We start from the raw sequence: 25,043 nt of genomic DNA, 5'->3' as shown, positions 1-25,043 counted from the left end.
CTGACAAATATTTCTCAAATAAACTTCGAGTCATTTCTACCATCAATCAATGAAAATAATTTCGATCGATCAACCAGTAAAAATCCACACAAGTTGTTCTTCATAAGCTCTTAATGATCTTCTTGCTCTTCGTCAGAAACAAGCTACCAGGCAACTCACACAACAACCTAACTTAATCAGCTAAGTTCGTTTTGCTGTATCGCCTTGATGCAGCGTATTCTATACACTTTAAAAACAAGCGCAAGGGCTTTTCTCAAAAAGATTCAAAAAAGTGACGTGTACGTTTATTTTTTAATCTAAAATGTTATTTTTAGCCTTTTCTGAGAGATTTTCCAGATTTTTTGCATTAAAAGTATAACCAAATATGAATCTCTGCACTCTACCTATTAAAAAAGCATCAATACCATTTGATCCTTCATACTTTATCTTTTAATTCGTCTGTTCAGCCAACCAAGTCATAAATTTTTGACGTTCAGCTTTGGAGGCCTTTTGCCATAATTGAATGAGTTGTTGATCATTCTGCCCGACGAATTGAGTTTGAGGAGTGGCGACCGTAGCCACACTAGCTGCCTGAGCATATACAGGTGCTGGTTGATTAAGTGATGTTGCTGACTTGCTACTCATCTCGACTGTTTTGGTCAATACATTATTTGCAAACCATGTTCTCGCTGCATCTTTAGCGCCCGCTTGCTGAACAAGCAGCTGATTTTTTGCATCATATAAGCCAATGATGGGCTGATCCTGGTACTTTTTAGCTTCGTCAAAATTCTGAGGTGCATTAATTAACGCTAAACGATAGGTTTCACCATCTTTAAGCTCTGGAGTTTTTACAGTAAGCACTCCCGACTTTAAAATGTCATGTGAATTATCAGAGTGCTGAAAAAACTCATTATAGCGGACGCTGATATTATTCATTCCAGCATCCAGTTTATAAGTTGAATTAGAACGTAATAGACTTGATTTTATTTCCTGATTATTTACCGCAACGATCTTAATTTCTTCAGGTACTGTAATAGTCACCGCTGAAAAAACCGAGGTACTAAACAACAGTGCCGCTACAGTTGCCGCAGTACGAAAATCCATATCATCTACTCATTTCAAGTTAATTATTAAAGTTGAGCTGCACTATGCCGCGTCGAAATGACAATTTTATGACAAAAACTTCTCTTATTTCACCTGAACTTTTAGCATTTATTTGACTAGCAATTTTAAATTATCTGCTATTAGCCAGTACAAATAAAAAAAGAAGCACAAAAGCACTTCTTTTTAGCTGAAACCCGATTTATGCAAAGGTTTTAAAACGCTCCGCATCATCCATAAAGGTTTTTTCGCCTGCAGGTGCTTCAATAGAACCAAAGACCAATTGCGCGCGAAGCTTCCAGTGCGATGGGACTTCAAAAGTTTGTGCAACTTCTTCATCAATAATTGGATTGTAATGCTGCAACGAGGCACCGATATTTTTCTCTGCCAAAGCTGTCCAGGTTGCAAACTGCGCAATGGCTGAAGAATGCTCTGACCAGACCGGGAAGTTATCGGCATAGAGTGCAAACTGTTCTTGCATCGATTTCACCACATTCTGGTCTTCATAAAACAATGCGGTGCCATAACCTGCTGCAAAACCATTAATTTTATTATTGGTTGCTTCAAATGCATCTGTCGAAACAAGATCACGCAAGGTTTCACGCACAATATGCCAGAAAGTATCATGTGATTGACCAAATAAAATTACCACACGAGAAGTTTGCGAGTTAAAAGATGATGGGCTGTGTTTAACTGCATCTTTAATGAGATTTTCAATTTCAGCCTGCTCCAGGCTCACATTTTTCCCAATGGTATAAATGCTTCGGCGCTGTTTGATTTGATCTAAAAATGCCATAAATTCACCTCTATGTATTTTGATTATTAAAAACTGATAAAGTCATACTACGTGTTTTGAGCACTTAAAACAGGTGCATTCCCATAACAATGTGTTTTATTTATAGAACAATCAGACTTAGATCTGAATAGAATATTTGTATTAGATTTCATTCGCAGCATCCATGCTGCTATACCGTCCTTCATCGGTTTTTAACCCAATACTTTAAAAAAGTGCTGATCTTGCTGTTCTAATTTTTCTTTTGCTGCCTGCTCAATCGAGCCAAAGCAAAGTTGGGCACGTAACAACCAGCTCTTTTCAATGTCAAAATGCTCGGCGACTAAAGTGTCGATCTGCGGATTATAATGCTGTAAAGATGCACCTAAACCCGAATCTGCCAATGCAGTCCACACGGCAAATTGCGCCATTCCTGATGTCTGTTCAGACCAGATCGGGAAATCTTCTGCATTGAGCGGCATTTTCTTTTGTAGTTGCTGAATCACGGCTTGATCTTCGTAAAATAAAATCGTGCCATATGCCGCGGCACACTGATTTAACTTGATCTCTGCACCTTCGTAAATATGTGTGGGCACATGCTGGCGCTGAACCTGTTTGACAAGTTCCCAAAACTTATAATGAGAATCCGCAAATAACACTACAATCCGCGTACTTTGGGAATTATAGGCTGAAGGACAACTGCGAACTGCTGCCTGAAGCATTTCACTCAGATACGCCTGACTATAATGTACCCGCTTGCCAAGTTCATAAATACTACGGCGCTTTTTCAACTGATCAACAAAAGTCAGTTTCAAATCATCATCAGGTTTGTTTTTTTTCGAAAATTTAAAGTCCTTGGTTATATCACTTGTTAATACCTGACCAATTTTATTTAGCAATGCCATTTCCCCCCCCACAAAACCCAGCTAAAACAGCTCGAATAATCCCATACAAGTATAATGGCTTTATTACGGTAGATAGATCTGGTTCATATTTTCTAGCTGATTTTTAAAGCATTCAAACCCCTCAAAAACAACAAACTCCGCACTTAGCGGAGTTTGTGTGAATTATCACGCATTATTTATTTTCAGTTTCAAACAATGCAGCAACAAAAGATTTGGCAGAGAAAGGACGCAAGTCATCAATTTTCTCACCCACACCAATAAAGCGAATCGGCACATGAGTACGACTGGCAATATTAAACAGTACGCCACCTTTAGCAGTCCCATCGAGCTTGGTAATGGTCAAACCGGTTAGGCCTACCGCCTCATCAAACATTTCGACCTGGTTAATGGCATTCTGACCTGTTCCGGCATCGACAACCAACATCACTTCATGTGGTGCAGTCGCATCAATTTTCTGCATGACACGTTTTACTTTGGTCAACTCTTGCATCAAATGACCTTTGTTATGCAAACGACCAGCTGTATCAGCAATTAATACATCTACGCCTTTGGCACGCGCACTTTCAAAAGCATCGAAAATCACTGAAGCCGAGTCTGCACCATTGCCTTGAGCCACGACCGCAATATTATTACGCTCACCCCAGATCTGTAGCTGCTCCGTTGCAGCTGCACGGAAAGTATCACCTGCCGCCAGCATGACAGTCTTGCCTTCACCTTGCAGACGTTTGGCCAGTTTGCCAATCGTGGTGGTTTTACCTACACCATTTACACCGACCACTAGAATCACATAAGGCGATTTATTCGGATCAATGTGTAGCGGTTTTACCCGGGGTGCCAATAAAGCCACCAGTTCTTCCTGAAGCGCCTTATACAGTGAATGCGAGTAGATCAAGTCACCACGTTCGGTACGCTCGGTCAGGTTAGCAATGATGGTCTTGGTGGCTTCCACACCAATATCGGCCACCAGCAGCTGCTCTTCGACTTCTTCTAATAATTCATCATCAATTTCTTTACCACCGATCAGGATATTGACCATCCCATCGGCAAGGTTTTTACGGGTTTTGGTTAAACCCTCTTTCATACGGCTAAAGAAGCCACCTTTCGCCGCAGAATCTTCATTTTCAGTTTCTGTTACGACAGGTGCAGAAACTACAGCTGCTTCGCTTGGCGTTTCTACGATAGGCACATTGACCGCAGGTAAGCTCGGTAATGTGACATCATCATCTCCGATATCAGCATCAATCAAAAATTTGTTTTGCCCATTAGATTGCTGTTGCATGCCGAATCCTTGAAAAGCATTGCGTTAAAAACCCAGATTCTACCATAACTTGCCTGCTTTGCAGCTAGCAATGCAAATGCTGGACAAACATACCAAAAAGCTACAGCTCTTGGTTGCTTTCATATCCGCATTTATTAAAAATAACCCTAAATACAAATGCCTATTTTTGGGAGATCTAGTGTCCGCCACCTTTCTGACTGTCTCCTCTTTTTCCAGAATGATTAAACAAACACTTTATCCACTTGGTGTCCTATTACTGGGATTAAGTATTAATCAGGCCCAAGCCCAGACTCGTAGTGAATTATCACGCACCACTTTTGAAACCACTTTAAGTAATGGATTAAAAGTCATTATTCGGGAAGACCATCGTGCGCCCATGGTGATGACCCAGATCTGGTACAAAGTCGGCAGCAGTGATGAATCTGGCAATATTCTGGGGGTCTCGCATGCACTTGAACACATGATGTTCAAAGGTACGCATAAAGTTCCAAATGACGAACTTACCCGTCTGAGCCGGATTTATGGCGGTAGCATCAACGCCGCCACCTTTACCAATTACACCAATTATTATCAGCTCTATCCTAAGGCCTATTTCCCTATGGCGCTGGAACTTGAATCTGACCGCATGAGCAATTTATTACTGCGGCAGCAGGACTTTGCGCCAGAAATTAAAGTGGTGATGGAAGAACGGCGCCAGCGTACCGATGACAACCCGCGCGCTCAGGCCTTTGAACGCTTTAAATGGATCAGTTATCCGACCAGCCATTATCGCCAACCGGTGATTGGACATATGAAAACCCTGAACAATATTCAGTTAAATGATGTCAAAAAATGGTATCGGGACTGGTATAGCCCCAATAATGCCATTCTGGTAATTGTCGGAAATGTGGAATCGGAAGCGGCTTTAGCGCAAGTGCAAAAATATTTTGGAGATATTCCTGCGCGTCCAACACCGCCACGTAATGATGTACTGGAGTTTGAGCGCTTAGGCTATCGGCATATGGAAATTAACAGCAATGTTCAGGTGCCCAATCTGTACATGACCTGGAATGTAAAATCCCTCAGTACTGCCAAAAACCCACAAGATGCGTATGCCTTGACCATTATTCGTAGCCTTTTGGACAGCGGTATATCTTCACGCCTGCAAGACCGTCTGGTGCGTGATCGTAAAATTCTGACCTCTGTCAGCGCTTCTTATGATCCTTATAATCGTGGTGACAGCCTGTTTGGCATTTCTGCCTTACCTGCGCCAGGCGTATCTTTGCAAGAGGCACAACAAGCGATTCAGGATGAAGTGGATTTACTCAAAACCACCGCCATGACCCAACAGGAAGTAGATCGTATCAGCACCCGCTTTATCTCCAGTTTGATTTATAGTCAGGATGATATTGCCGGCCAGGCCAAAATGATTGGCAATCTGGAAGTCAATGGACTGAGTTATCGGCTGATGGATGAACTACCCAAGCATTTTGAAAGTGTCAGCGTTCAGGATATCCAGCGTGTCGCTAATGCCTATTTCGTCCGAGACAATCTCAGCACACTTTATCTCTCACCTGAACAAAAAGCCCAATAATGGGGATTGCAATGCGTCATCATCTTCGTCCTTTTTTACTTATTTTTATTTTAAGTTTTACTTCTGCTGTCGATGCAGAAAATTATCTGGATCCTCAACCCGATCAAAACGATAATCCGAGTCAATTACAGTCTATCCCTCTGTTGCAAAGCCTGAAAAATCTCAATCCGCAGCGTGAATTTCAGGCACCGTATATTCACGACCTGAACAATCGCTATCAGGTACGTACGCTATTTGTTGAAACCCAAGATCTTCCAATGGTGGATATCCAGCTGACTTTTAATGCCGGCTCGGCGCGTGATCAGGAAATTACTAAAGGACTCTATGGCCTGTCCAGTATGGCAGCCAAGTTGATGCGTGAAGGCACAGACAGATATAGTGCGAATCAGGTCGCGGCAATTTTTGACCAGACTGGAGCACAATTTAGCGTACAGGCCTATCGGGACATGTTTGTGGTTCGGCTGCGTACGCTTTCAGATCCAAATAAATTGGAACCGGCACTCGGAATGATGATGGAAGTTCTAAAGAATGCGTCATTTAAACCCGCCAGTATTAATCTGGCTTTAAGCAATACCCAAGTGGGACAAAAGCAATTACAGGAAAATCCAAGCCGGCTGATGGATATTCGTTTTTATCGTACTCTATATGGTCAGCATCCTTATGCAGAGCCAATTAGTGGCACCCAAGGCAGTACCAAGAAAATTAATGCCGAATTATTAAAACAATTCCGTGATCAGTTTCTGGTGGCGCAAAATATGAATATTGCTATTACCGGTAAACTCAGCCCCAAACAGGCGCTGGAACTGTCAGAACGGATTGCCGGCAATTTAACTCAAGGTCAAAAAGCAGCTGCATTACCACCGCCTGAAATTAAATATGGTTTTGAAGTGGTGCATTTACCTTATAACTCGTCTCAGGCGCATATCACCTTTGGACATATAGGGCCATCACGCTTTACTGAAGACCGACTGGCCCTAGAAGTCGCCAACCGCATGTTTGGCGGGAGTGGATTTAATGCGGTACTGATGCAGGAACTGCGGGTCAAACGTGGTTTTAGCTACGGCGCTTATAGCTCATTCAGCTTTAGTCAGGCACCCGGAGTATTCAGCTTTAAATATTCTACACGGCAGGATCAGCTACTAGAGAGTATTCAGATTGCACATCAGGCATTTATCAATTTTGTCAGCCAACCGATTGACACTCAACGTCTGGAAGAAACCAAAGCAGGCATGCTGCGCGCCTTCCCTAACAATTACAGCAGCAATGCCACCATTAATGCCCAGTTAGGCAATATGGGCTTTTATAGTGAGCAAAATTATTATTTATCCAGTTATCCAGAACGTCTAGCCAGAATTAGCGCAAAAGATGTGCAAAATGCAATACGCAAACATTTACATCCAGACCGCCTAACGCTGGTCGTGGTCAATAAAGAACTGGATAAAGATGCCTTGAAAATGCGTTTGGAGCAGAATTTAATGGATGCCAATTTCAATTTGCCAGCAAACCCTGTGCCTAAGGCATCTCCACCGAGAGCGGTGGCAGCTGACGCGCCCGCAGAGACTCCTGCTGATAGGCCTGCATCAATTTAAGATACTGCCCACGACGGATATGCTGCTGCTCTAATAGAGCCAGTGCCAGATCCTGAGTTTGGGGCAAATTTTGCTGTTCAGAAAGTTGCCGAATCTGGGTGATTTGAGAGATGTTAAGCGGACGATAGAGAGCCAATGCGGCTAAAAATAAAATTACCACAACCATAAAAATGACAACAATATTATAAATCTGTTCCAGCTTGATTCTGCTGAACCATTGAATTAACTTTTCTGTATCTATAGACATACACTACCTCAAGTTAAAGGTAGTGTATGGTTAGGTTTATATAAGTTCAAGTCAGTAGCGCCATATTTAGCAGGGCTAAAACCCACGACTCTGCGGATTAGCTCATCATTCTGCTCAGAATAGTTGAATACAGCACCAATGCTACAATCACCAATACCAGTGCAACAGCAAATTTACTTAACCCCGCTTCTGCTTCAGGGGGATGCAGGCGATCTTCATCTGCAATTCGAACCAACTCGCCATTATAGAGTTTATAGAACTGCTCACGCTGATTGACATCCAGAGCACGGGTAAAGTCATACACCTCTTTACGTTGTGCCAGCCCATAATTACCCAGATGCGTATATTTACTAAATATAGCGTCATCCAGTTTTTTGCGATGCAAATGTGCAAGTTCCATGACCTGACCAGCAGTCGGTGGCATATCAAAGTTCACACCATCTAAAGTTCTTGTCATCATGGCTTTCTCCTTATTGTTTGATATCCACTTACAATTTATCTTAATAATATTTATAAGTGTGTATAGTTTAATCAGTTAAACTATAACTGAAGTAAACGAATAAACTCGAATAGTTGACTTTTCCATTATTTTGTAATATTAGTTTAACAATACTAATTTATATTTGTATTTAGACTGATTAGTCTGTCCTGTAATCATAATTAAAATTAAGGAGTTTTTATATGATACAACAACTCTCTCAACACGATCTGGAACATCTGTATGCAGATGCCGTGAATACCATCCAATCCCAAATGAACTTTGTGGATGCGGTAAAACAGCTTGAAGATGCAGCTCGTGCAGGTCATGGTAAAGCAGCGCTTTTTTTAGCAGAACTTTATTATCAAGGTTTCCGTGTAGAACGGGATTCACTCAAAGCGCAGTACTGGCAGAACATGGCCACCCTGCAAGCATAATGAAACGTCACCTAGGTGGCGTTTTTTTCAGCCCTTTTTTTCGATAAATAGCAATAAATACATATTTTCTTACCAATCCTTGCAAAGCTGAAACAGTAATTACTTATAAAGTTCCTAGAATAGGGTCTGACATCCAATAGCACTTTATTCTAATGAAACCACGAAAAATTATTCAAATTGATCCGATCTGTAAAGAATCCCTTTTCAAGATCACCATGCTGAAATCTTTAAGGAATTGTGGCGAGCTATGGGGCGCATATCATAAAGGCTGGGCAATGATGCGTGATCAGGAAGACTGTATTTTCCCGTTTTGGCTAAATCCTCTCGATGCCAAAAATTATGCCCAGCAACATTGGCCTGATTATGCTCCGCGTAAAATCAATTCTGAAGATTTTGAAAATGCATTATTGCCGACCTTGTCGCGCCTGAATGTCACCCCAGCCCTGTGCAATACCAATGGCACCAGACTTAAACTGAGCACTGCACAGATGCGTCATCTATTTTTTTCACAACAAAGACTGCACATTGCGTAAATAACATGCTATTTATAAAGACTAAAACCTAAACACTTAGAGATGTTCAGGTTGAAGGCATACTCTAGGATTAATAATAAATTGACCAGTAAGGATGATGAAGCATGACCAATGTGGCACAGGTGCTGAATGAAAAAATGCATCAAGCTATTTATACCATCCGTCCAGATTCTACTGTTTTAGAGGCCATCACCTTGATGGCTGATAAAGGAATCGGGGCACTTGTGGTAACGCATGAAGATAACGTGGTAGGGATTTTGTCGGAGCGGGATTACACCCGTAAAATCGCCCTGATGCAAAGAACCTCTTTCGATACCACAGTCAATGAAATCATGACCTCTAAAGTGATTACCGTAAATACCTCGACGACTGTAGAAGACTGTTTAGCCTTAATGACTGAGCGCCATCTACGGCATCTGCCAGTAGTAGAAGATGAAAAACTGCTTGGTCTGATTTCAATCGGAGATTTGGTCAAAGCAGCAATGGATGACCAACGCAAACTGATTGATCAATTACAGCAATATATTTCAGGTTAAAAGCATCTCTGGCTTTCTCTCCAATATTTGAAGCGCATTTAAATAACTGAAGATCAAGCTTCGATTGAATGTATAAAAAATCCCGGTATATAACCGGGATTTTTTATACTCGTGTTTTGGATAAAATCAGTTTAGACCTAATTTTTCTGCCACATAATCCGAGTCTTTATCACCACGACCAGAAAGATTGACCACGATCTTGACTTCTTTTGGCAATTTGCCTGCTTCACGAATTGCCCAGGCCACTGCATGTGAACTTTCTAAAGCCGGCACAATACCTTCTACACGCGACAAGGTCATGAAAGCATCCAGACATTCCTGATCGGTGGCGGTGGTGTACTCGACCCGGCCCAAATCCTTAAGCAGACTATGTTGCGGCCCCACACCAGGATAATCCAGGCCAGAAGCAATCGAATGTACCGGTAAAGGTTCACCCTGCTCATCTTCCAGCACATAGCAGGCCATACCATGCAATTGACTTGGTTTACCCAGTGTTAAGGTCGCCGAATGCATATCGGTGTCCAGGCCATGACCTCCCGGCTCTACGCCCACCAGCTTTACTTCCGGTTCATTTAAAAACGCGGTAAATGCACCCACTGCATTGGAACCACCGCCAACACAGGCCACCACATAGTCCGGGTTTGCACCAAAACGGTCATTACTTTGCACTTTGATTTCATCACCGATAATGGACTGGAAATCACGTACCATCATTGGAAATGGATGCGGCCCCACCACCGAACCAATGGCATAGATATAATTTTTCGGGTCTTTCAAGTATTCTTCAAATGCACTATCAACTGCATCTTTCAGGGTTGCTGTACCACGCGTCACAGAGATCAGGCGCGCACCCAGAATCTTCATTTTTACGACGTTTGGATGCTCTTTTTCAATATCCACCTGACCCATGTGAATTTCACATGGAATCCCAACCAAGGCACAGGCAGTTGCCAATGCCACCCCATGCTGACCCGCACCCGTTTCTGCAATGACTTTGGTCTTGCCCATGTATTTGGCTAGCAAAGCCTCACCCAGACAATGATTGATCTTGTGTGCACCTGTATGATTTAAATCTTCACGTTTCAGATAAATCTGTGCACCGCCTAACTGATCTGACAGACGCTTGGCATGAAATAAAGGACTTGGACGACCCACATAGTTGGCAAACAGGTCTTTAAGCTCGTTCTGGAATTCTGGAGTATGGCGGATTTCCTGATAAGCGACATTGATATCGTCCATCGCCTGTTTTAGATCGGGCGGAATAAACTGACCGCCATATTGACCAAAAAAGCCGTCCTCATTGGGTAAAGCAATACCATTAATTTGATGAGCCATAATAATTCCTGAACTTTGGAATGTACAACAAATGACTTTATCCTAAAATAATGTGGTTAACCCACTCATAATTATAGATAAAGCCACTAACAGAAAAATAAAATTAACGCGCGAGATATTTGGTCATATCTTCAATGCCTTTCAAAGTCATTGGAAACATATGGTTCTCAAAGATTTGCTTAATCAAACCAATGCTATGCGTGTAATGCCAATAGTTTTCTTCTTCGGGATTGAGCCATGCGGTTTTATCAAAATGCTGACGTAGACGCTGCAACCAGACCTGTCCTGCTTCATCATTCATATATTCAACCGAACCACCGACCGAGGTGATTTCATAAGGCGCCATACTGGCATCACCAACCACAATCACCCGGTAATCACGGCCATAGGTATTGAATAAATCCCAGGTATTCATGCGCGAGCTGGAACGGCGGATATTGTCTTTCCAGACATAGTCATACAGGCAGTTATGGAAATAAAAATAGTCCAGGGTTTTAAATTCGGTTTTGGCTGCGCTAAACAGTTTTTCACACTGGGCAATATGTGAGTCCATGGAACCGCCGACATCAAACAGCATCAGCACCTTAATGCGGTTACGGCGCTCAGGCACCAGCTGTACGTCTAAAATACCCTGCTTGGCGGTTTCACGAATCGTGCCATCGATATCCAGCTCTTCGGCTGCACCCTGACGCGCGAATTTACGCAAACGGCGCAGTGCCATTTGCATCTGACGACTTCCCAGAATCTGCTCATCATCGAGGTTGCGATATTGACGCTGCTCCCAGACTTTCACCGCAGAGCGTTTCCGTCCCGGCCCACCAATACGCACCCCTTCCGGATGATCGCCATAGGCACCGAAAGGCGAAGTGCCGCCGGTACCAATCATCTTGTTGCCACCCTGATGTTTTTTATGCTGTTCGCGCAAGCGCTCTTCCAGCATTTTCATCAGTTCTTCTAATGATCCGGCTTTTTTCAGCTCTTCGCGCTGTTCAGGAGTCAAATGCTTTTCAAGCAGTTCAAGATCGAACCAGTCTTTGGGCAGCTTATGTACCTGATTCAGCAGTTCATCAATATCAAAGCTCTGAATACCATCAAAATAGTCTTTCATGGCGCGATCGAATTTGTCGAAATAGCGCTCATCCTTAACCATTACAGTTTTGGCCAGCTGATAGAACTCATCCTGATCGGCAAAGACCAGTCCAGCCGCAACCGCCTGATTCAAATCGATCAGCTCACGGGTTGAGACCGGTACGCCGTATTTGCGTAAGGTATAAAACAGTCGCACAAACATGCGTGTTTCTCCCTTAACGACGTGACATAAAGGCTAGACGTTCAAGCAACTGTACATCTTGCTCATTTTTGATCAAGGCGCCGTACAAGGGTGGAATCGCTTTGGATTTATCAGTATTGCGCAAAATATCTTCCGGCATGTCGTCAGCCATAAGCAGGCTGAGCCAGTCAATCAGCTCAGATGTTGATGGTGGTTTTTTCAAACCCGGAATCTGGCGCAATTTAAAGAAAACCTGCAAGGCTTCATTGACCAATGTGGCAGAGATATTCTCGAAATGTACATCGATGATTTCGCGCATGGTCGCTTCATCCGGAAATTCGATATAGTGGAAGAAACAACGGCGCAGGAATGCATCGGGCAATTCTTTTTCATTATTTGAGGTAATGATGACGATTGGACGCTGGGTTGCGGTAATGGTTTCCCCGGTCTCGTACACATAGAACGACATTTTATCGAGTTCATGTAGCAAGTCATTCGGAAACTCGATGTCTGCCTTATCAATTTCATCAATCAGCAAGACACAACGTTCTTCGCTGGTAAATGCTTCCCACAGTTTACCCGGCTTGATGTAGTTCTTGATGTCATAGACACGGTCATCACCAAGCTGACTATCACGCAGGCGCGACACCGCATCGTATTCATACAGGCCTTGCTGTGCTTTGGTGGTGGACTTGATATGCCAGGTGATCAGTTTTAGGCCCAGGCTTTCTGCTACCTGCTCAGCCAATAAAGTTTTCCCTGTACCAGGCTCACCTTTGACCAATAACGGCTTTTGTAAACTACGGGCAGCTTTAACCGCCAACTTTAAACTGTCAGTCGCAATGTACTGAGCTGTACCTGAAAATTGTTGATGATCAGCAGACATGATTTAACCTTATTTTTTTACTTACAACGGTGAACTTTTCTTGTGAACACGAAGATTGCCCTTGTTCGACACATAGGTCGACCAGCAATAGCCAATCACAGATCCAATCCCAATGACAAATAAAATAAGTGACGCATTAATCCAAATCAGAGCTTGCTCTTTGGTCAACACACCAAACAGCAAGCCAAAAATTGCAGGTGCGATAGAGGCATTCGGCCCCTCGGATACCGTCGGTGTCAATAGAATGGCAAAGCCTAAAATCCACAAAAAACCACCAAGCGGCTTAGGCAGCCGCTTGGTTACGCCATACCAGCACCATAAAGCAATCAGGCTGCCCAGCAGATAAACCGCAACAGCAATGCTCTGTTCAGGAATTGAGTCTAAGACAGCAACATAACCATTCATTTCACAACTCCTGAATTAACATTAAGCGCCACGCAATCCTTCTGGAGCGACTGCATTCGGATCAATCAAGCCTTCTGGCGGCATTTGCAAAAAGAAACCACGTGTAGCAATAGAATCCATCACATGCAATACATTGGCACGTGCCAGTTTACGCGATTCGCTCAGTTCGAGATGCATGACAAAAGTCGCACGTCCAAATGCGGCTTGTACGGGCTCAGACAATACGCTGAGTGGCTCGAATATTTCAGCTTCGCTTTCATCCGCAGGACGCGCCACATACAGATACATTTCACTTTTTTTGCTGGATTTGTAGATAGACACTTGCATGTTTCAAACGACTTTTCTGGAAAAACATCCGCAAGGATACATCAAAAAAAAGACAGAAACATTAGCCACGTCTCATGCATCAGTCGTGATTTTGTATAATTGCTCTATCTTTAACCAATCCTGCAAGCGATCACTCGCTGACTTTCATCTGGGTCGATAAATAAGATTCATCCTGATGCAGCACCTGAATCAGTGGCTGGGTTAACAGTTCATAGCGCCAGCCCAGCAGATAATCCGGCAGATCCTGCTCATCCTTATGAAAGACCACATGCTGATACAAGGCATTCAGCCATTTTTTACGCATCAGCACTTCTTTTGGAATTGAGGTTTCATCGACTACATTTTGAATGATGTTATCGATCTTTTCGCCGATATCTTTGGAGGAATGACGGATTGGACGCGCCAGACGTAACGGCCAGCTTTCCGGTTCCGGCAAGAATTTCAATAAATCTAAAATAGTTTTACCATGTTCACGAACCACATTTGAACGGATATCTTTGACTTGACTCAACTGGAAGTTATTGCGCGGGAACTTCTCGACCAGATCAATCATACTGACATTTTTTAAGATAAAACTACGTGGCTGATTCAGTGCTTTGGCAATCTGATCGCGCCAGACCATCAATTGCTGTAATTGCATCAGCTGACGGCGTGAATGGCGATAATTCCCCACATCCTGATATAACAAGGCCGTTGGTGTGTCTTCACCAATTTCCTGAGTCAAGAAACGACAGTCTTGCAAAGCAAAATCCAGTAGGTATTTCGTATCCAGCTCTTGTTTGATTTTGTCAGACAGCTTGACCAGATAATGCACATCATTGGCCGCATAAAGTAATTGCTCTGAACTTAAAGGACGTGCCAGCCAGTTAGAACGGGTCTGGTCTTTTTCGATATCGACTTCCAGCATCTGTTTGAGCGCATTCTGATAGCTGACTTGCAGACCATGCCCCAGAAAAGACATGCCGACCTGGGTATCAAACACATTGGTCAGTGATTTCTTTTGGGTATAGTGATAAAGCAGATCAATATCTTCGCTACAAGCATGAAAAATATTCTGCTGGGCGTTAAAAACTTTATTGAAGAACTCAGTCAGATCCAGGGTGGTTCCATCCAGCAAATAGACCTTGTTGTCTACATTGATCTGAAACACACCCAGTTTCGGCCACAAAGTATCGACCTTGATAAATTCGGTATCCAGCCCGTAAACAGAACTCTGATCCATCAGGTTCAGCACAGGGTATAAATCGTTTTGATGTTGAATAAATTGAAACATAAAGACTGAGTCTAAAATTAGATTCTCGATAGATCCATATTAACTGATCTATAGAATTTTTGTATAAAAAATAACGCTGATTCTGCTCTATCTAGCAAAAATACCCCTTATTTATTAGGCTCTAGATTTTAAATAATATCTTTTTTATATTAAAACTAACAAGATTTTTAAGTCTATCTTACTTCATGCGCATCCGGTTATGTACGGCCTGACTCAAGGTATGACTATCGACATATTCCAGTTCACCGCCCTGTGGTACACCTTGGGCAATTCGAGTCATCTGGATCGGCAGATGCTTGCTGGCTTCCACCAGATAATGTGCCGTGGCCTGACCTTCTACCGTCGCATTAGTAGCGAGAATGACTTCCTTCACCTGACCATTGGCCAAACGGTGCAACAAATACGGAATGCCAATTTCTTCAGGACCAATCCCATCGAGCGGTGACAAATGCCCGCCCAGTACATGGTATTTCCCTCTAAAGCTGCCACTTTGCTCAATCGCCATAACATCTGCAGGTGATTCCACCACACAGAGCAATTCATCATCACGATCTAGCGACGTACAGATATTGCACACTTCATCTTCAGTCAATGAATGACAAACCGAACACTCATGAATGTAGTTGGTCGCCTCAGTCAACGCATGCGCCAGACCAATTGCACCTTCACGATTTTTCATGATCATATGCAATGCCATACGTTGAGCCGATTTCGGCCCAACGCTTGGCAAAATGCGTAATGCTTGAACCAGTTGATCAAAACGATCACTAAACATTGCGCATTCTTCCTTAGAACATACCTGCCAGACCCGGTGGTAAACCCATACCCGAGTTTGCTGCTTTCATTCTTTCATCAGAGACCAATTCTGCCTGACGCGCAGCATCATTCATTGCAGCAGCAATCAGATCTTCGATCATGTCTGGATCATCCTGAAGTAATTCAGGGTTGATTTCGATACGCTTCACCACATTGCGGCAAGTCATGGTGACTTTGACCAAACCACCGCCCGCTTCGGCATGCACTTCAGTTTGTGCCAGCTCTTCTTTGGCTTTTTTTACATTGTTTTCAACTTCTTTTTGCATGCGCTGAGCTTGCTGCATCAACATATTAATGTTCATAAATATCTCCGAACATAAATTTATAAAATTAGATAAGATCTAAACCACGAGTAATATCACGAATAATATCACCAATCTCTTCTAAACCAACAGAAACACGAATTAAACCTTCGCGAATACCTGCTGCTTCTTTGGCTTCAGGCGATAATTTACCGTGTGTGGTGGTTGCCGGATGGGTAATGGTTGATTTCGCATCCCCCAGGTTACCGGTGATCGAGATAAACCGGGTATTGTCAATGACTGTCCAAGCGGCTTCACGACCGCCTTTCACCTCAAAAGACACAATGCCACCAAAACCCGTCTGCTGTTTCACTGCCAGCGCATGACCGATATGCGCAGGCAGACCGGCATAATAAACCTTCTCTACCTTTGGATGCTGATCCAGAAATTCAGCCAGTTGCTGCGCACTTGCTGAATGCTCACGCATACGTAAACGTAACGTTTCCAAGCCTTTCAGGAATACCCATGCATTAAACGGACTCATTGAAGGACCTGTGGTACGCACATAACCAAAGATTTCTTCCAGCAGTTTATGGTTTCCAACCACAGCTCCACCTAAGGCACGGCCCTGACCATCCAGATATTTAGTCGCAGAATACACCACCAGGTCTGCACCAAATTTGAGAGGTTGTTGTAACACTGGTGTACAGAAGCTATTGTCGATTGCCAGTAAAGCATCATTGGCATGGGCAATATCAGCCAATGCCTGAATGTCAGCCACTTCTGCAAGCGGGTTTGATGGAGATTCAACAAACAGTAATTTGGTTTCAGGCTGGATGGCATTTTTCCATGCATCAAGATCGGTCAAATCTACAAAATCGACACTAACCCCAAATTTTGCGACATATTTTTCAAATAGCGAAACAGTCGAACCAAAGACTGCACGTGAGCAGATGACGTGATCACCTGCTTTCAAAAAAGCCATGGTCACTGCCATAATGGCAGCCATACCTGAACTGGTAGCAACGGCGCGCTCTGCACCTTCGAGTGCCGCCAGACGTTTTTCAAACATGGCAACGGTTGGGTTGGTAAAGCGAGAATAGATATTGCCCGGTTCCTGACCTGAAAATTTCGCAGCAGCTTCGGCGGCATTTTCATAAACAAATGACGATGTTAGAAAAATGGGTTCAGCATGCTCACCCTCAAAGCTACGGGTATGACCTATACGGATGGCTAAAGTTTCTAATTGATATGAAATATCGTCTTGCTGGCTCATCGCTCTACCTCAGCCCTAAGGCTGCCTTTTGTAAAAAATTGCCAACATTTTGAGCGCCTATGCTATTTCAGGTCAAGGCATAATAAGCAATTATTGCTTAGACTTCGATCAATCCTTCCCCGGATACGGATATTTTATTTACATGATTCAGTTAAAACAAAACTTTCAGCGCCAGCAAAAAAAATTGAAACATTTCAGTGCCCGGATGTTTAATGCCTCCTCTCTGATTCTGTCGCAAAAAACGCCTTTTGAATATATTAGCGGCAACGAGTTTTGCAAGATTCGCTATTACGCCTCACCCGATAAGAAATACAAGGAGCCATTGGTATTTGTCGCCCCTCTCGCCATCAATATGGATATCTATGATCTGTATCCCTATCGTTCGCTGGTCAAGCATTTTCAGCATAGCGGTTTTGATGTCTATCTGGTGGAATGGAAACGTTTTAACTTTAGACATCGTCATTTAAACTTTTTGTCTTTTATTGATGCAGCCATTCCTCAATCTATTGAAACCATCTGCAAGCATTCGGACAGTCAGTTCATTTCCCTACACGGCTGGAGTATGGCTGGGGTATTTGTCACGCTTTATACCGCCTTGCATTCGCCTGAACATGTCAAAAATTTGATGGTCGTTGGCAGCCCCATCGACAGTTATGCATCAGGACGGGTCGGCAAACTGTTTTCGACCACCAATAAACTGATTTCTAAAAATAAAAATCTGCAACAGGCCATTCATCAGGGTCATATTCCAAAGCAATATATTCATACGCCCGGCATTGTAAATGCCTTGGGCTTTAAGTTACTGGATCCGATCGGCTGGCTGAAAAGCCAGAAGCAGTTTTTGCTGAATCTGGATCATGTCGAAAATGTCTATGAACATGCCACCATGGGAAATTTTCTGAATAAGATGATTGATTATCCGGGCGGGATTAATCAGGACATGGTCTTACATCTGTGGCTGCAAAATCCTTTAAAACAAGGTTCAATCACCTTAAATGGTCGTACTGTTGACCTTAAGAATATCAGCTGCTCGCTGTTGGTCGGTGCCGGCCAAACCGATCAGATTGTCACAGAACAGTCAGCTAAGCCTTTGATAGAATTGACAAGTAGCCAGGATAAGACGTTTACTCTGATTCCGGGTGGTCATCTGGGCCTGATGTCCAACCAGAAAACAGCCAATACGTTCTGGCCCAAAATGACGACCTGGCTGGCGCAGCGCTCTACACGTCTTGATGCTTAGCGCATCTGCGTCAGCATCGCCAAAAAACATTAAAATTTATTTACATATTCAGAGGATACAGCATGATTCAGTCAGTAGCATTTATCGGTTTAGGTGCCATGGGTTATCGTATGGCGGCACATTTACCCAAGCAGTTTGATACCGTCTATGTCTGGAACCGCAATTTTGACAAAGCAGAGCAACATGCTGCTGAATATGGCACTCAAGCCGTTACGCTAGAACAGGCCGTTCAGGCAGATATTATCTTTTCATGTTTGCCGACCAGTGCCGATGTAGCACAACTTCTGGAAAATTTGTCGCTTAAATCCGGCTCAGTCTGGGTCGACTGTACCAGTGGTGTACCGGATTCCGCGCAAACACTGGCAGCACAACTGGCTGAACGTGGGGCGATCTTTCTGGATGCACCGGTCAGCGGTCAAACCATTGGTGCTGAAAATGGCACCTTGACAGTGATGGTAGGCGGCGATGTCCAAGGTTTTGAAAAAGCCCTTCCTGCGATGCAGGCTTTTGGCACACTGATTAAGCATGTCGGTGAATCTGGCGCAGGTTTTGCAGTGAAAGCCGTGAATAATATGTTAATGGCTGTAAACCTGTGTGCGGTCGCAGAAGGCTTTACTACGCTGAAAGCACATGGAGTCAACCTGAATGAAGCACTGGATTGTATTAATGCTTCAAGTGGTAAAAGCATGGTGACCGAAACCGTATTACCACAGCGTATTTTAAATCGCAGTTTTCCTGTAACCTTTGCCCTGCCACTCTTGGCCAAAGATACCGGCATCGCAATCGATCTGGCGCGTGAGGCTAAACTGTCTGCGCCTGTGCTATCATTAACCCAGAATCTAATTCAGGCGGCCAGTGATCTATCGGATAAAAACAGTGATTTTTCCAGTGCCGTGAAAATGTATGAATCATGGAGTAATATTACCATCGAGTAATATCTCGCCATTGAATAATGATAACAAAACCTCATATTGTGACTAGTAGGCAGGCACATATAGTGGATAACCCAGAGGAAACTCGCATGAAGAAATTTTCTGTTGCAGCATTAATTGGCTTAGCAACTTTGTTCGGGGCTTCAACATCGGTTCTTGCATCTGAACAGGAATGCAAAAAATTGAAAAATGATCATGACGTGATTTATGCGTCTAAAGGATTCTGTTTTAAAGATCCAGAAGCAAAAGCGAAGTTCGGCAATGACAATTGCTATACAACCAAGCCAAAATTCTCGGAAAAAGAGCAACAGCGTCTTGACGTGATCAAAGATCGTCAGAAAGAATTGAACTGTAAATAATTCAATTCAATAACGCTCAAGGAATGTACTTATGACTTATGATGATCAGAATATTTTTGCACGAATTCTACGCGGTGAACTTCCTGCGATTAAAGTGTATGAAGATGACCAGGTTCTTGCATTTATGGACATCATGCCGCAAGCAGATGGTCATACTCTGGTCGTTCCGAAAGCACCAGCCATCACTTTACTGGATCTAGATCCTGAAGCTGCGGCCTATACGATTCAAATTGTACAGAAGGTTGCGAAAGCAATTGAAAAAGGTTTGGGCGTTGACGGCATTGTCCTGATGCAATTATCAGGTGCTGCTGCTGGTCAGACTGTACCGCATATTCATTTTCATCTAGTGCCGACTTCTCTGCACAACTTGGGTAAACATGCTGCCCAGATGGGTGATCAGGAAAAAATTAAAGCGCTGGCTGAAAAAATCAAAGCTGCACTTTAAGTTTAACTGAATAAAAAAATGGAGCTTTGGCTCCATTTTTTTATTCTACTTAAAGCATAAAACTTTAGAAATAAATGCGAATCATTAAGATAATAGCAACCAAATTATCTTTAAATACAAAAAATTGAATGTGTAATATTACAAAACTTACAAAATACAACATTTAACAGATTTGAAATATTTCCTTAATCTTACTGTCTTATTTGTAATCGATACTTGGCACCAATAGAGCGGTACATGTTTCAACACATGACTGAAACTTGTTTTAAGACGATGAATAAAAAGTCTTTATTGGAGCAACACATGAAAAAAACGTTATCTGCATTAGCAATTGGGGCAACAATTTTAACACCAGTCATGGCAGCTGCTGCTGACGTTAAAATTTATGGTCGTGCACACGTTTCTTTAGATTATCTGGATGATGGTGCAGATTATAATGAAGTTGGACTTTCTTCAAACTCTTCACGCCTAGGCTTCAAAGCTGAACAAAAACTAGAAAATGGCATGACTGTTTTTGGTCAAATCGAACAAGAAATTAACTTTGCTAGCGGTTCTGCAAATGATGATGTTGAATTTGCAACTCGTGATACTTTTGTTGGTTTAAAAGGTGATTTCGGTCAAGCGCGTATCGGCCGTTTTGACAGCCCATTCAAAGTAGCACGTGGCCCGGTCAACTTCTTTGGCGATATGGTTGGTGATGTTCGTAATGTCACGCGTGCTGGCAACTTACGTTTTGATGAACGTAATAACAATACCATTGAATATAAATCACCTAAGTTTGGCGGCGGCTTTAATGTTTTAGCAGCACTTTCTTTACACGAAGGTAATAGCCCTGATAGCGTGTCAACATCTTCACCAAAAACTACTGTAATTGAAACTGTGAATGGTCCAGTAACAGTAGTCGTACCGGGAACCACAACTACTACCAATAAAGATAATCGCGATGATAAAGCATACGACCTCGCTTTAACCTATAAAGAAGGTAAAGTTGATTTTGCTGCTGCCTATGAACATTATGAAGAAGATGCAGGTCGTGGTGAGCGCGATGGTTTCCGTATCGCAGGTGCTTACAAAATCACACCTGAGTTCAACTTGGGCGGTTTATACCAATTCCTTCAACATGATAATTCTGAAGCAAACCCAGATGCTCAAGTATTTGGAGTAGCAGCTGACTATAAATTTGCACCAAAAACGTATCTACGTGGTCAAGTGTTCCACCGCGATGTCGATGCAGATGATGCAAATGCAACATTATTGGCACTTGGTGTAGAACATCGTTTAGACAAAACAGTACGTGTATATGCAAACCTGGCAACTGTCCTAAATGATGAAAATTCAAATGTTACACCATGGGCACAAGCACGTACAAATAACGTAGGTGGTACACGCGGTGAAGATGCAACTGGCCTATCTCTAGGCATGCGTTACGACTTCTAAGTCTAGCCACCCTCACCAAGCTTAAAAAGAACATGTTTCCAGCATGTTCTTTTTTTGGCGTGTTTTTTATCAATATAAAATGATGAGAAAGATTGTGACACTGATATTCAACCCTTATAAAACCAACCAAAATAGTTTGATTAATTTTATTCTTTATTTTAAAACCAAGCATTTTAATCAGATTAAAAAGCATTAATCCAACTAAAACAATCTACATTCAAATATATAAATATAAGCATTTTAGTCGGATTTAAAAAAACAATAAAATTACATAAAATAATAAAAAATATTTAGAATAAATTTTAACTAATAAAAATATATACCTTTTATTATCATACATTTAAAAATATATATTTATTTAAATTGTATCGTCTATTTATTTTTTAGTTACAATAGATTAATAATATACAACAAGTCACAGACAGGCTTAGTCGAATGAGCTTAGTTCCCAAAAATCTAAACCAGAGAGTGGTGAGAGAAATAACCGCTATTTTAATTATCAAAGTTATTTTACTGATGATCATTAAAAATATCTGGTTTGATGCGCCTACGATTCCTAAAAATTTTGATAACCAAGTCGCCGAGCGTATCGCCGGCAATCCTTCCCAAATCCAGGAGACACGTTGATGATTTCTGAAAGCGTGGTCGATCTCTCGCGGTTCCAGTTCGCCATGACCGCGATGTATCACTTTATTTTTGTTCCACTGACTTTAGGCCTGGCTTTTCTGCTTGCCATTATGGAAACCACCTATGTGATTTCCGGCAAAGAAATCTATAAAGACATGACCAAGTTCTGGGGAAAACTGTTTGGTATTAACTTTGCCTTAGGGGTAACCACAGGCCTGACCATGGAGTTCCAGTTCGGAACCAACTGGGCTTATTACTCGCATTATGTCGGTGATATTTTTGGTGCACCGCTGGCGATTGAAGGTTTGATGGCCTTCTTCCTTGAATCGACCTTTATTGGCTTGTTCTTCTTTGGCTGGGATCGCCTGTCCAAAGTGCAACATCTGGCAGTTACCTGGCTGGTAGCTTTAGGTTCGAACATGTCTGCGCTGTGGATTCTGATCGCCAATGGCTGGATGCAAAACCCGGTTGGTTCTGTATTCAACTACGAAACCATGCGTATGGAAATGGTGGACTTTGCCGCACTGATCTTTAACCCGGTTGCTCAGGTAAAATTCGTACATACAGTGTCTGCAGGTTATGTCACAGGTGCTATTTTTGTACTGGCCATTTCAAGTTATTACATGCTGAAAAAACGTGACTTGCCGTTTGCACGCCGTTCTTTTGCCATTGCAGCCATCTTCGGGCTTGCGTCTACACTTTCAGTGATTTTACTGGGTGATGAATCAGGTTATGAGCTGGGCGATGTCCAAAAAACCAAACTTGCGGCGATTGAAGCAGAATGGGATACGCATCCTGCACCAGCAGCATTCACCTTATTTGGGATTCCAAATGCAGAAACCCAAACCACTGACTATGCGATCAAGATTCCTTATGCGATGGGTCTGATTGCAACCCGTTCCACCACTGAACAAGTGACCGGAATTAAAGATCTGATTACTCAGCACGAACAGCGGATCCGTAACGGTATGGTGGCGTATGAACAGTTAGAGCTGCTCCGTGCAGGAGATAAATCACCTGAGCTTAAAGCGGCTTTTGATGAATCACAAAAAGACCTCGGTTATGGCTTGCTGCTGAAGAAATATACGCCAAATGTGGTGGATGCGACTGAAGCACAAATTAAAGCTGCGGCGGCAGACACCATTCCACATGTACCAAGCCTGTTCTGGGCATTCCGCGCCATGGTGGGTTCTGGTTTCTTGATGCTGCTTCTCTTCATTCTGGCAACTGTTGCAGTCGCAAAACGCAATGCTGAAAACAAACCTTGGTTATTAAAATTTGCCTTATTTGCACTGCCTTTACCTTGGGTGGCTGCACAAACTGGCTGGTATGTAGCAGAAGTCGGTCGTCAGCCTTGGACGATTGGTGAAGTCTTACCGACGCATCTTTCAGCCTCCAGCTTAAGTACTGGCGATGTATGGGGTTCAATCCTGGCATTGGCAGCCTTCTACACGGTGTTATTGATTATCGAGATGTATCTGATGATCAAATTCTCACGCCTTGGTCCAAGTTCCCTGCATACCGGTAAATACCACTTTGAAAAGCTTGCAGCAGAAAAGGCAAATGGGGAGACTCAAGCATGATCGAATATGAATTACTCAAAATAATTTGGTGGGTGCTGGTCGGCGTATTGCTGATTGGCTTCGCCCTCACCGATGGCTTCGATATGGGCTCTATGGCGATCATGCCATTTGTGGGCAAAAATGATAACGAGCGCCGTGCTGCAATCAATACCATTGCCCCGCATTGGGATGGTAACCAGGTCTGGTTCATTACTGCCGGGGGGGCTTTATTTGCTGCCTGGCCAATGGTTTATGCAACAGCCTTCTCTGGCATGTACTGGGCATTATTACTGGTACTGTTTGCCTTATTCTTACGTCCGGTCGGCTTCGATTACCGCTCTAAACTGGAAAATACCAAATGGCGTACTTCCTGGGACTGGGGCTTGGCGATTGGTGGTGCAGTTCCGGCATTAGTCTTTGGTGTAGCGTTTGGTAATATGTTCCTCGGTGTGCCTTTTACCCTGGATGAAACTGTGCGCTCTACCTACACAGGTAGCTTCTTTGCCCTGCTGAATCCATTTGCGATTGTGTGTGGTCTGGTCAGTTTATCGATGTTATGCGCACATGGTGGTGCATGGCTGATGCTGCGTACTGATGGCGACCTGCGTCAACGTTCTGCCAAAGCGACACAAATCATGGGTCTGGTCTACTTGGCGACTTTCCTTGCTGCGGGTGCATGGTTGTATTTTGGAAACATCCAGGGTTATAGCCTGGTGATGCCTTTTGACACCAATGGTGTTGCCAACCCATTAGCAAAAGAAGTACTGACCAATGCCAATCCGGGCTGGATGAACAACTATTCGACTTATCCAATTACAATGGCAGCTCCAATTGCCGGCATTCTAGGGGGATTCATCATTGTACTGGCTGCAGGTAAAAACAAGGCTGGCTTGAGCTTCCTGGGTTCTTCTCTGGCAATCGTCGGTGCAATCTTAACTGCCGGTTTTGCCCTGTTCCCGTTCCTGATGCCATCTAGTTTGAATCCGACAGTCAGTCTGACCATGTGGGATGCAGTATCCAGTAAAAATACCTTAACTGTCATGACCGTTGCGGCAGGTATCTTTGTTCCACTGATCCTGATCTATACCACATGGTGTTACTACAAGATGTGGGCCGTGATTACCAACAAACATATTGAAGACAATTCACACAGCCTGTATTAAGGCTGTGCACTAAGGAGAC

Annotated in this window: 28 protein-coding genes; 13 read left to right on the top strand and 15 right to left on the bottom strand. The window is 43.1% G+C overall.

Going from position 1 to position 25,043, the window contains the following annotated elements; translation table 11 throughout:
- Positions 1 to 429: 429 nt before the first annotated feature.
- The 4 genes from FTU95_RS11310 to ftsY all read right to left on the bottom strand — a co-directional run bounded on the left by FTU95_RS11310 (position 430) and on the right by ftsY (position 4,036).
- Positions 430 to 1,083: a DUF2057 domain-containing protein gene (locus FTU95_RS11310; RefSeq protein ID WP_180078554.1), complete on the bottom strand. Its 654-nt coding sequence runs from the start codon at positions 1,081 to 1,083 to the stop codon at positions 430 to 432.
- 199 nt (positions 1,084 to 1,282) lie between these two features.
- A complete protein-coding gene (locus FTU95_RS11305) occupies positions 1,283 to 1,876 on the bottom strand; it encodes a nitroreductase family protein (RefSeq protein ID WP_005097059.1) in 594 nt (197 codons plus the stop codon).
- A gap of 191 nt (positions 1,877 to 2,067) precedes the next feature.
- On the bottom strand, positions 2,068 to 2,757 hold the full coding sequence (locus tag FTU95_RS11300) for a nitroreductase family protein (protein ID WP_005097060.1): 690 nt from the start codon (positions 2,755 to 2,757) through the stop codon (positions 2,068 to 2,070).
- 172 nt (positions 2,758 to 2,929) lie between these two features.
- Positions 2,930 to 4,036 (bottom strand): signal recognition particle-docking protein FtsY, encoded by a 1,107-nt coding sequence (ftsY, locus tag FTU95_RS11295; protein ID WP_005097061.1) that lies wholly within the window; start codon positions 4,034 to 4,036, stop codon positions 2,930 to 2,932.
- A 178-nt stretch (positions 4,037 to 4,214) separates the two neighbouring features.
- On the opposite strand from ftsY, the gene FTU95_RS11290 reads away from it, so the two are divergent.
- Complete coding sequence (locus tag FTU95_RS11290) at positions 4,215 to 5,609, top strand: pitrilysin family protein (RefSeq protein ID WP_180078553.1); 1,395 nt, start codon at positions 4,215 to 4,217, stop codon at positions 5,607 to 5,609.
- Positions 5,610 to 5,620: 11 nt separating this feature from the next.
- Complete coding sequence (locus tag FTU95_RS11285; protein WP_180078551.1) at positions 5,621 to 7,198, top strand: pitrilysin family protein; 1,578 nt, start codon at positions 5,621 to 5,623, stop codon at positions 7,196 to 7,198.
- Here FTU95_RS11285 and FTU95_RS11280 read toward each other — a convergent pair.
- A complete protein-coding gene (locus FTU95_RS11280; RefSeq protein ID WP_005170656.1) occupies positions 7,122 to 7,445 on the bottom strand; it encodes a hypothetical protein in 324 nt (107 codons plus the stop codon). The genes FTU95_RS11285 and FTU95_RS11280 overlap by 77 nt on opposite strands.
- A 97-nt stretch (positions 7,446 to 7,542) precedes the next feature.
- Entirely contained in the window at positions 7,543 to 7,902 is a 360-nt protein-coding gene (locus FTU95_RS11275) for a hypothetical protein (RefSeq protein ID WP_034608990.1), read from the bottom strand.
- A 224-nt stretch (positions 7,903 to 8,126) separates the two neighbouring features.
- Here FTU95_RS11275 and FTU95_RS11270 point away from each other — a divergent pair, with 224 nt between their 5' ends.
- From FTU95_RS11270 to FTU95_RS11260, 3 genes are all read left to right on the top strand, one after another.
- Positions 8,127 to 8,360, top strand: a complete 234-nt coding sequence (locus FTU95_RS11270) for a hypothetical protein (RefSeq protein ID WP_005097069.1) — start codon at positions 8,127 to 8,129, stop codon at positions 8,358 to 8,360.
- 152 nt (positions 8,361 to 8,512) lie between these two features.
- On the top strand, positions 8,513 to 8,893 hold the full coding sequence (locus FTU95_RS11265) for a DUF2750 domain-containing protein (RefSeq protein ID WP_005097070.1): 381 nt from the start codon (positions 8,513 to 8,515) through the stop codon (positions 8,891 to 8,893).
- Between the two features lie 104 nt (positions 8,894 to 8,997).
- Complete coding sequence (locus tag FTU95_RS11260) at positions 8,998 to 9,429, top strand: CBS domain-containing protein (RefSeq protein WP_005097071.1); 432 nt, start codon at positions 8,998 to 9,000, stop codon at positions 9,427 to 9,429.
- A gap of 126 nt (positions 9,430 to 9,555) precedes the next feature.
- On the opposite strand, the gene trpB is transcribed toward FTU95_RS11260, so the two are convergent.
- The 9 genes from trpB to FTU95_RS11215 form a co-directional block, all read right to left on the bottom strand.
- Positions 9,556 to 10,764, bottom strand: a complete 1,209-nt coding sequence (trpB, locus tag FTU95_RS11255; protein ID WP_005170649.1) for a tryptophan synthase subunit beta — start codon at positions 10,762 to 10,764, stop codon at positions 9,556 to 9,558.
- A gap of 103 nt (positions 10,765 to 10,867) precedes the next feature.
- Positions 10,868 to 12,055 carry a VWA domain-containing protein gene (locus FTU95_RS11250; RefSeq protein WP_159138293.1) on the bottom strand — a complete coding sequence of 396 codons (1,188 nt, stop codon included), beginning with the start codon at positions 12,053 to 12,055 and terminating at the stop codon, positions 10,868 to 10,870.
- Positions 12,056 to 12,068: 13 nt separating this feature from the next.
- Complete coding sequence (locus FTU95_RS11245; protein ID WP_005097074.1) at positions 12,069 to 12,920, bottom strand: MoxR family ATPase; 852 nt, start codon at positions 12,918 to 12,920, stop codon at positions 12,069 to 12,071.
- A 21-nt stretch (positions 12,921 to 12,941) separates the two neighbouring features.
- Positions 12,942 to 13,325, bottom strand: a complete 384-nt coding sequence (locus FTU95_RS11240; RefSeq protein WP_074383190.1) for a hypothetical protein — start codon at positions 13,323 to 13,325, stop codon at positions 12,942 to 12,944.
- A 21-nt stretch (positions 13,326 to 13,346) separates the two neighbouring features.
- Positions 13,347 to 13,652 (bottom strand): YcgL domain-containing protein, encoded by a 306-nt coding sequence (locus FTU95_RS11235; RefSeq protein WP_159138294.1) that lies wholly within the window; start codon positions 13,650 to 13,652, stop codon positions 13,347 to 13,349.
- 130 nt (positions 13,653 to 13,782) lie between these two features.
- Positions 13,783 to 14,925, bottom strand: coding sequence for an HRDC domain-containing protein (locus FTU95_RS11230; RefSeq protein WP_005097077.1), 1,143 nt, complete (start codon positions 14,923 to 14,925; stop codon positions 13,783 to 13,785).
- 178 nt (positions 14,926 to 15,103) lie between these two features.
- Entirely contained in the window at positions 15,104 to 15,700 is a 597-nt protein-coding gene (gene recR, locus FTU95_RS11225; protein WP_004278698.1) for a recombination mediator RecR, read from the bottom strand.
- A 13-nt stretch (positions 15,701 to 15,713) separates the two neighbouring features.
- Positions 15,714 to 16,043 carry a YbaB/EbfC family nucleoid-associated protein gene (locus tag FTU95_RS11220; protein WP_004731251.1) on the bottom strand — a complete coding sequence of 110 codons (330 nt, stop codon included), beginning with the start codon at positions 16,041 to 16,043 and terminating at the stop codon, positions 15,714 to 15,716.
- A 28-nt stretch (positions 16,044 to 16,071) separates the two neighbouring features.
- Positions 16,072 to 17,259: an O-succinylhomoserine sulfhydrylase gene (locus FTU95_RS11215; RefSeq protein ID WP_100355326.1), complete on the bottom strand. Its 1,188-nt coding sequence runs from the start codon at positions 17,257 to 17,259 to the stop codon at positions 16,072 to 16,074.
- Between the two features lie 142 nt (positions 17,260 to 17,401).
- On the opposite strand from FTU95_RS11215, the gene FTU95_RS11210 reads away from it, so the two are divergent.
- The 8 genes from FTU95_RS11210 (at position 17,402) to cydB (ending at position 25,024) form a co-directional block, all read left to right on the top strand.
- A complete protein-coding gene (locus FTU95_RS11210; RefSeq protein WP_159138295.1) occupies positions 17,402 to 18,499 on the top strand; it encodes an alpha/beta fold hydrolase in 1,098 nt (365 codons plus the stop codon).
- Between the two features lie 62 nt (positions 18,500 to 18,561).
- The gene (locus FTU95_RS11205; RefSeq protein ID WP_005097081.1) at positions 18,562 to 19,434 is read left to right on the top strand and encodes an NAD(P)-dependent oxidoreductase; all 873 of its coding nucleotides are present in this window, start codon (positions 18,562 to 18,564) and stop codon (positions 19,432 to 19,434) included.
- 86 nt (positions 19,435 to 19,520) lie between these two features.
- Complete coding sequence (locus tag FTU95_RS11200; RefSeq protein ID WP_005170626.1) at positions 19,521 to 19,790, top strand: YARHG domain-containing protein; 270 nt, start codon at positions 19,521 to 19,523, stop codon at positions 19,788 to 19,790.
- A gap of 31 nt (positions 19,791 to 19,821) precedes the next feature.
- Positions 19,822 to 20,235, top strand: a complete 414-nt coding sequence (locus FTU95_RS11195) for an HIT family protein (RefSeq protein ID WP_005170623.1) — start codon at positions 19,822 to 19,824, stop codon at positions 20,233 to 20,235.
- 303 nt (positions 20,236 to 20,538) lie between these two features.
- The gene (locus FTU95_RS11190) at positions 20,539 to 21,672 is read left to right on the top strand and encodes a porin (RefSeq protein ID WP_100329573.1); all 1,134 of its coding nucleotides are present in this window, start codon (positions 20,539 to 20,541) and stop codon (positions 21,670 to 21,672) included.
- 435 nt (positions 21,673 to 22,107) lie between these two features.
- Positions 22,108 to 22,299 carry a cytochrome oxidase putative small subunit CydP gene (gene cydP, locus FTU95_RS11185; RefSeq protein ID WP_004645265.1) on the top strand — a complete coding sequence of 64 codons (192 nt, stop codon included), beginning with the start codon at positions 22,108 to 22,110 and terminating at the stop codon, positions 22,297 to 22,299.
- A complete protein-coding gene (locus FTU95_RS11180) occupies positions 22,299 to 23,882 on the top strand; it encodes a cytochrome ubiquinol oxidase subunit I (protein ID WP_100535321.1) in 1,584 nt (527 codons plus the stop codon). The genes cydP and FTU95_RS11180 overlap by 1 nt, the downstream gene beginning before the upstream one ends.
- On the top strand, positions 23,879 to 25,024 hold the full coding sequence (gene cydB / locus FTU95_RS11175) for a cytochrome d ubiquinol oxidase subunit II (RefSeq protein ID WP_159138296.1): 1,146 nt from the start codon (positions 23,879 to 23,881) through the stop codon (positions 25,022 to 25,024). The genes FTU95_RS11180 and cydB overlap by 4 nt, the downstream gene beginning before the upstream one ends.
- Positions 25,025 to 25,043: the final 19 nt, after the last annotated feature.

The sequence above is a fragment of the Acinetobacter sp. YH12208 genome (genome assembly GCF_013418055.1).
Lineage (GTDB): Bacteria > Pseudomonadota > Gammaproteobacteria > Pseudomonadales > Moraxellaceae > Acinetobacter > Acinetobacter pseudolwoffii.
This window is presented reverse-complemented; position numbering and strand designations above follow the sequence as displayed.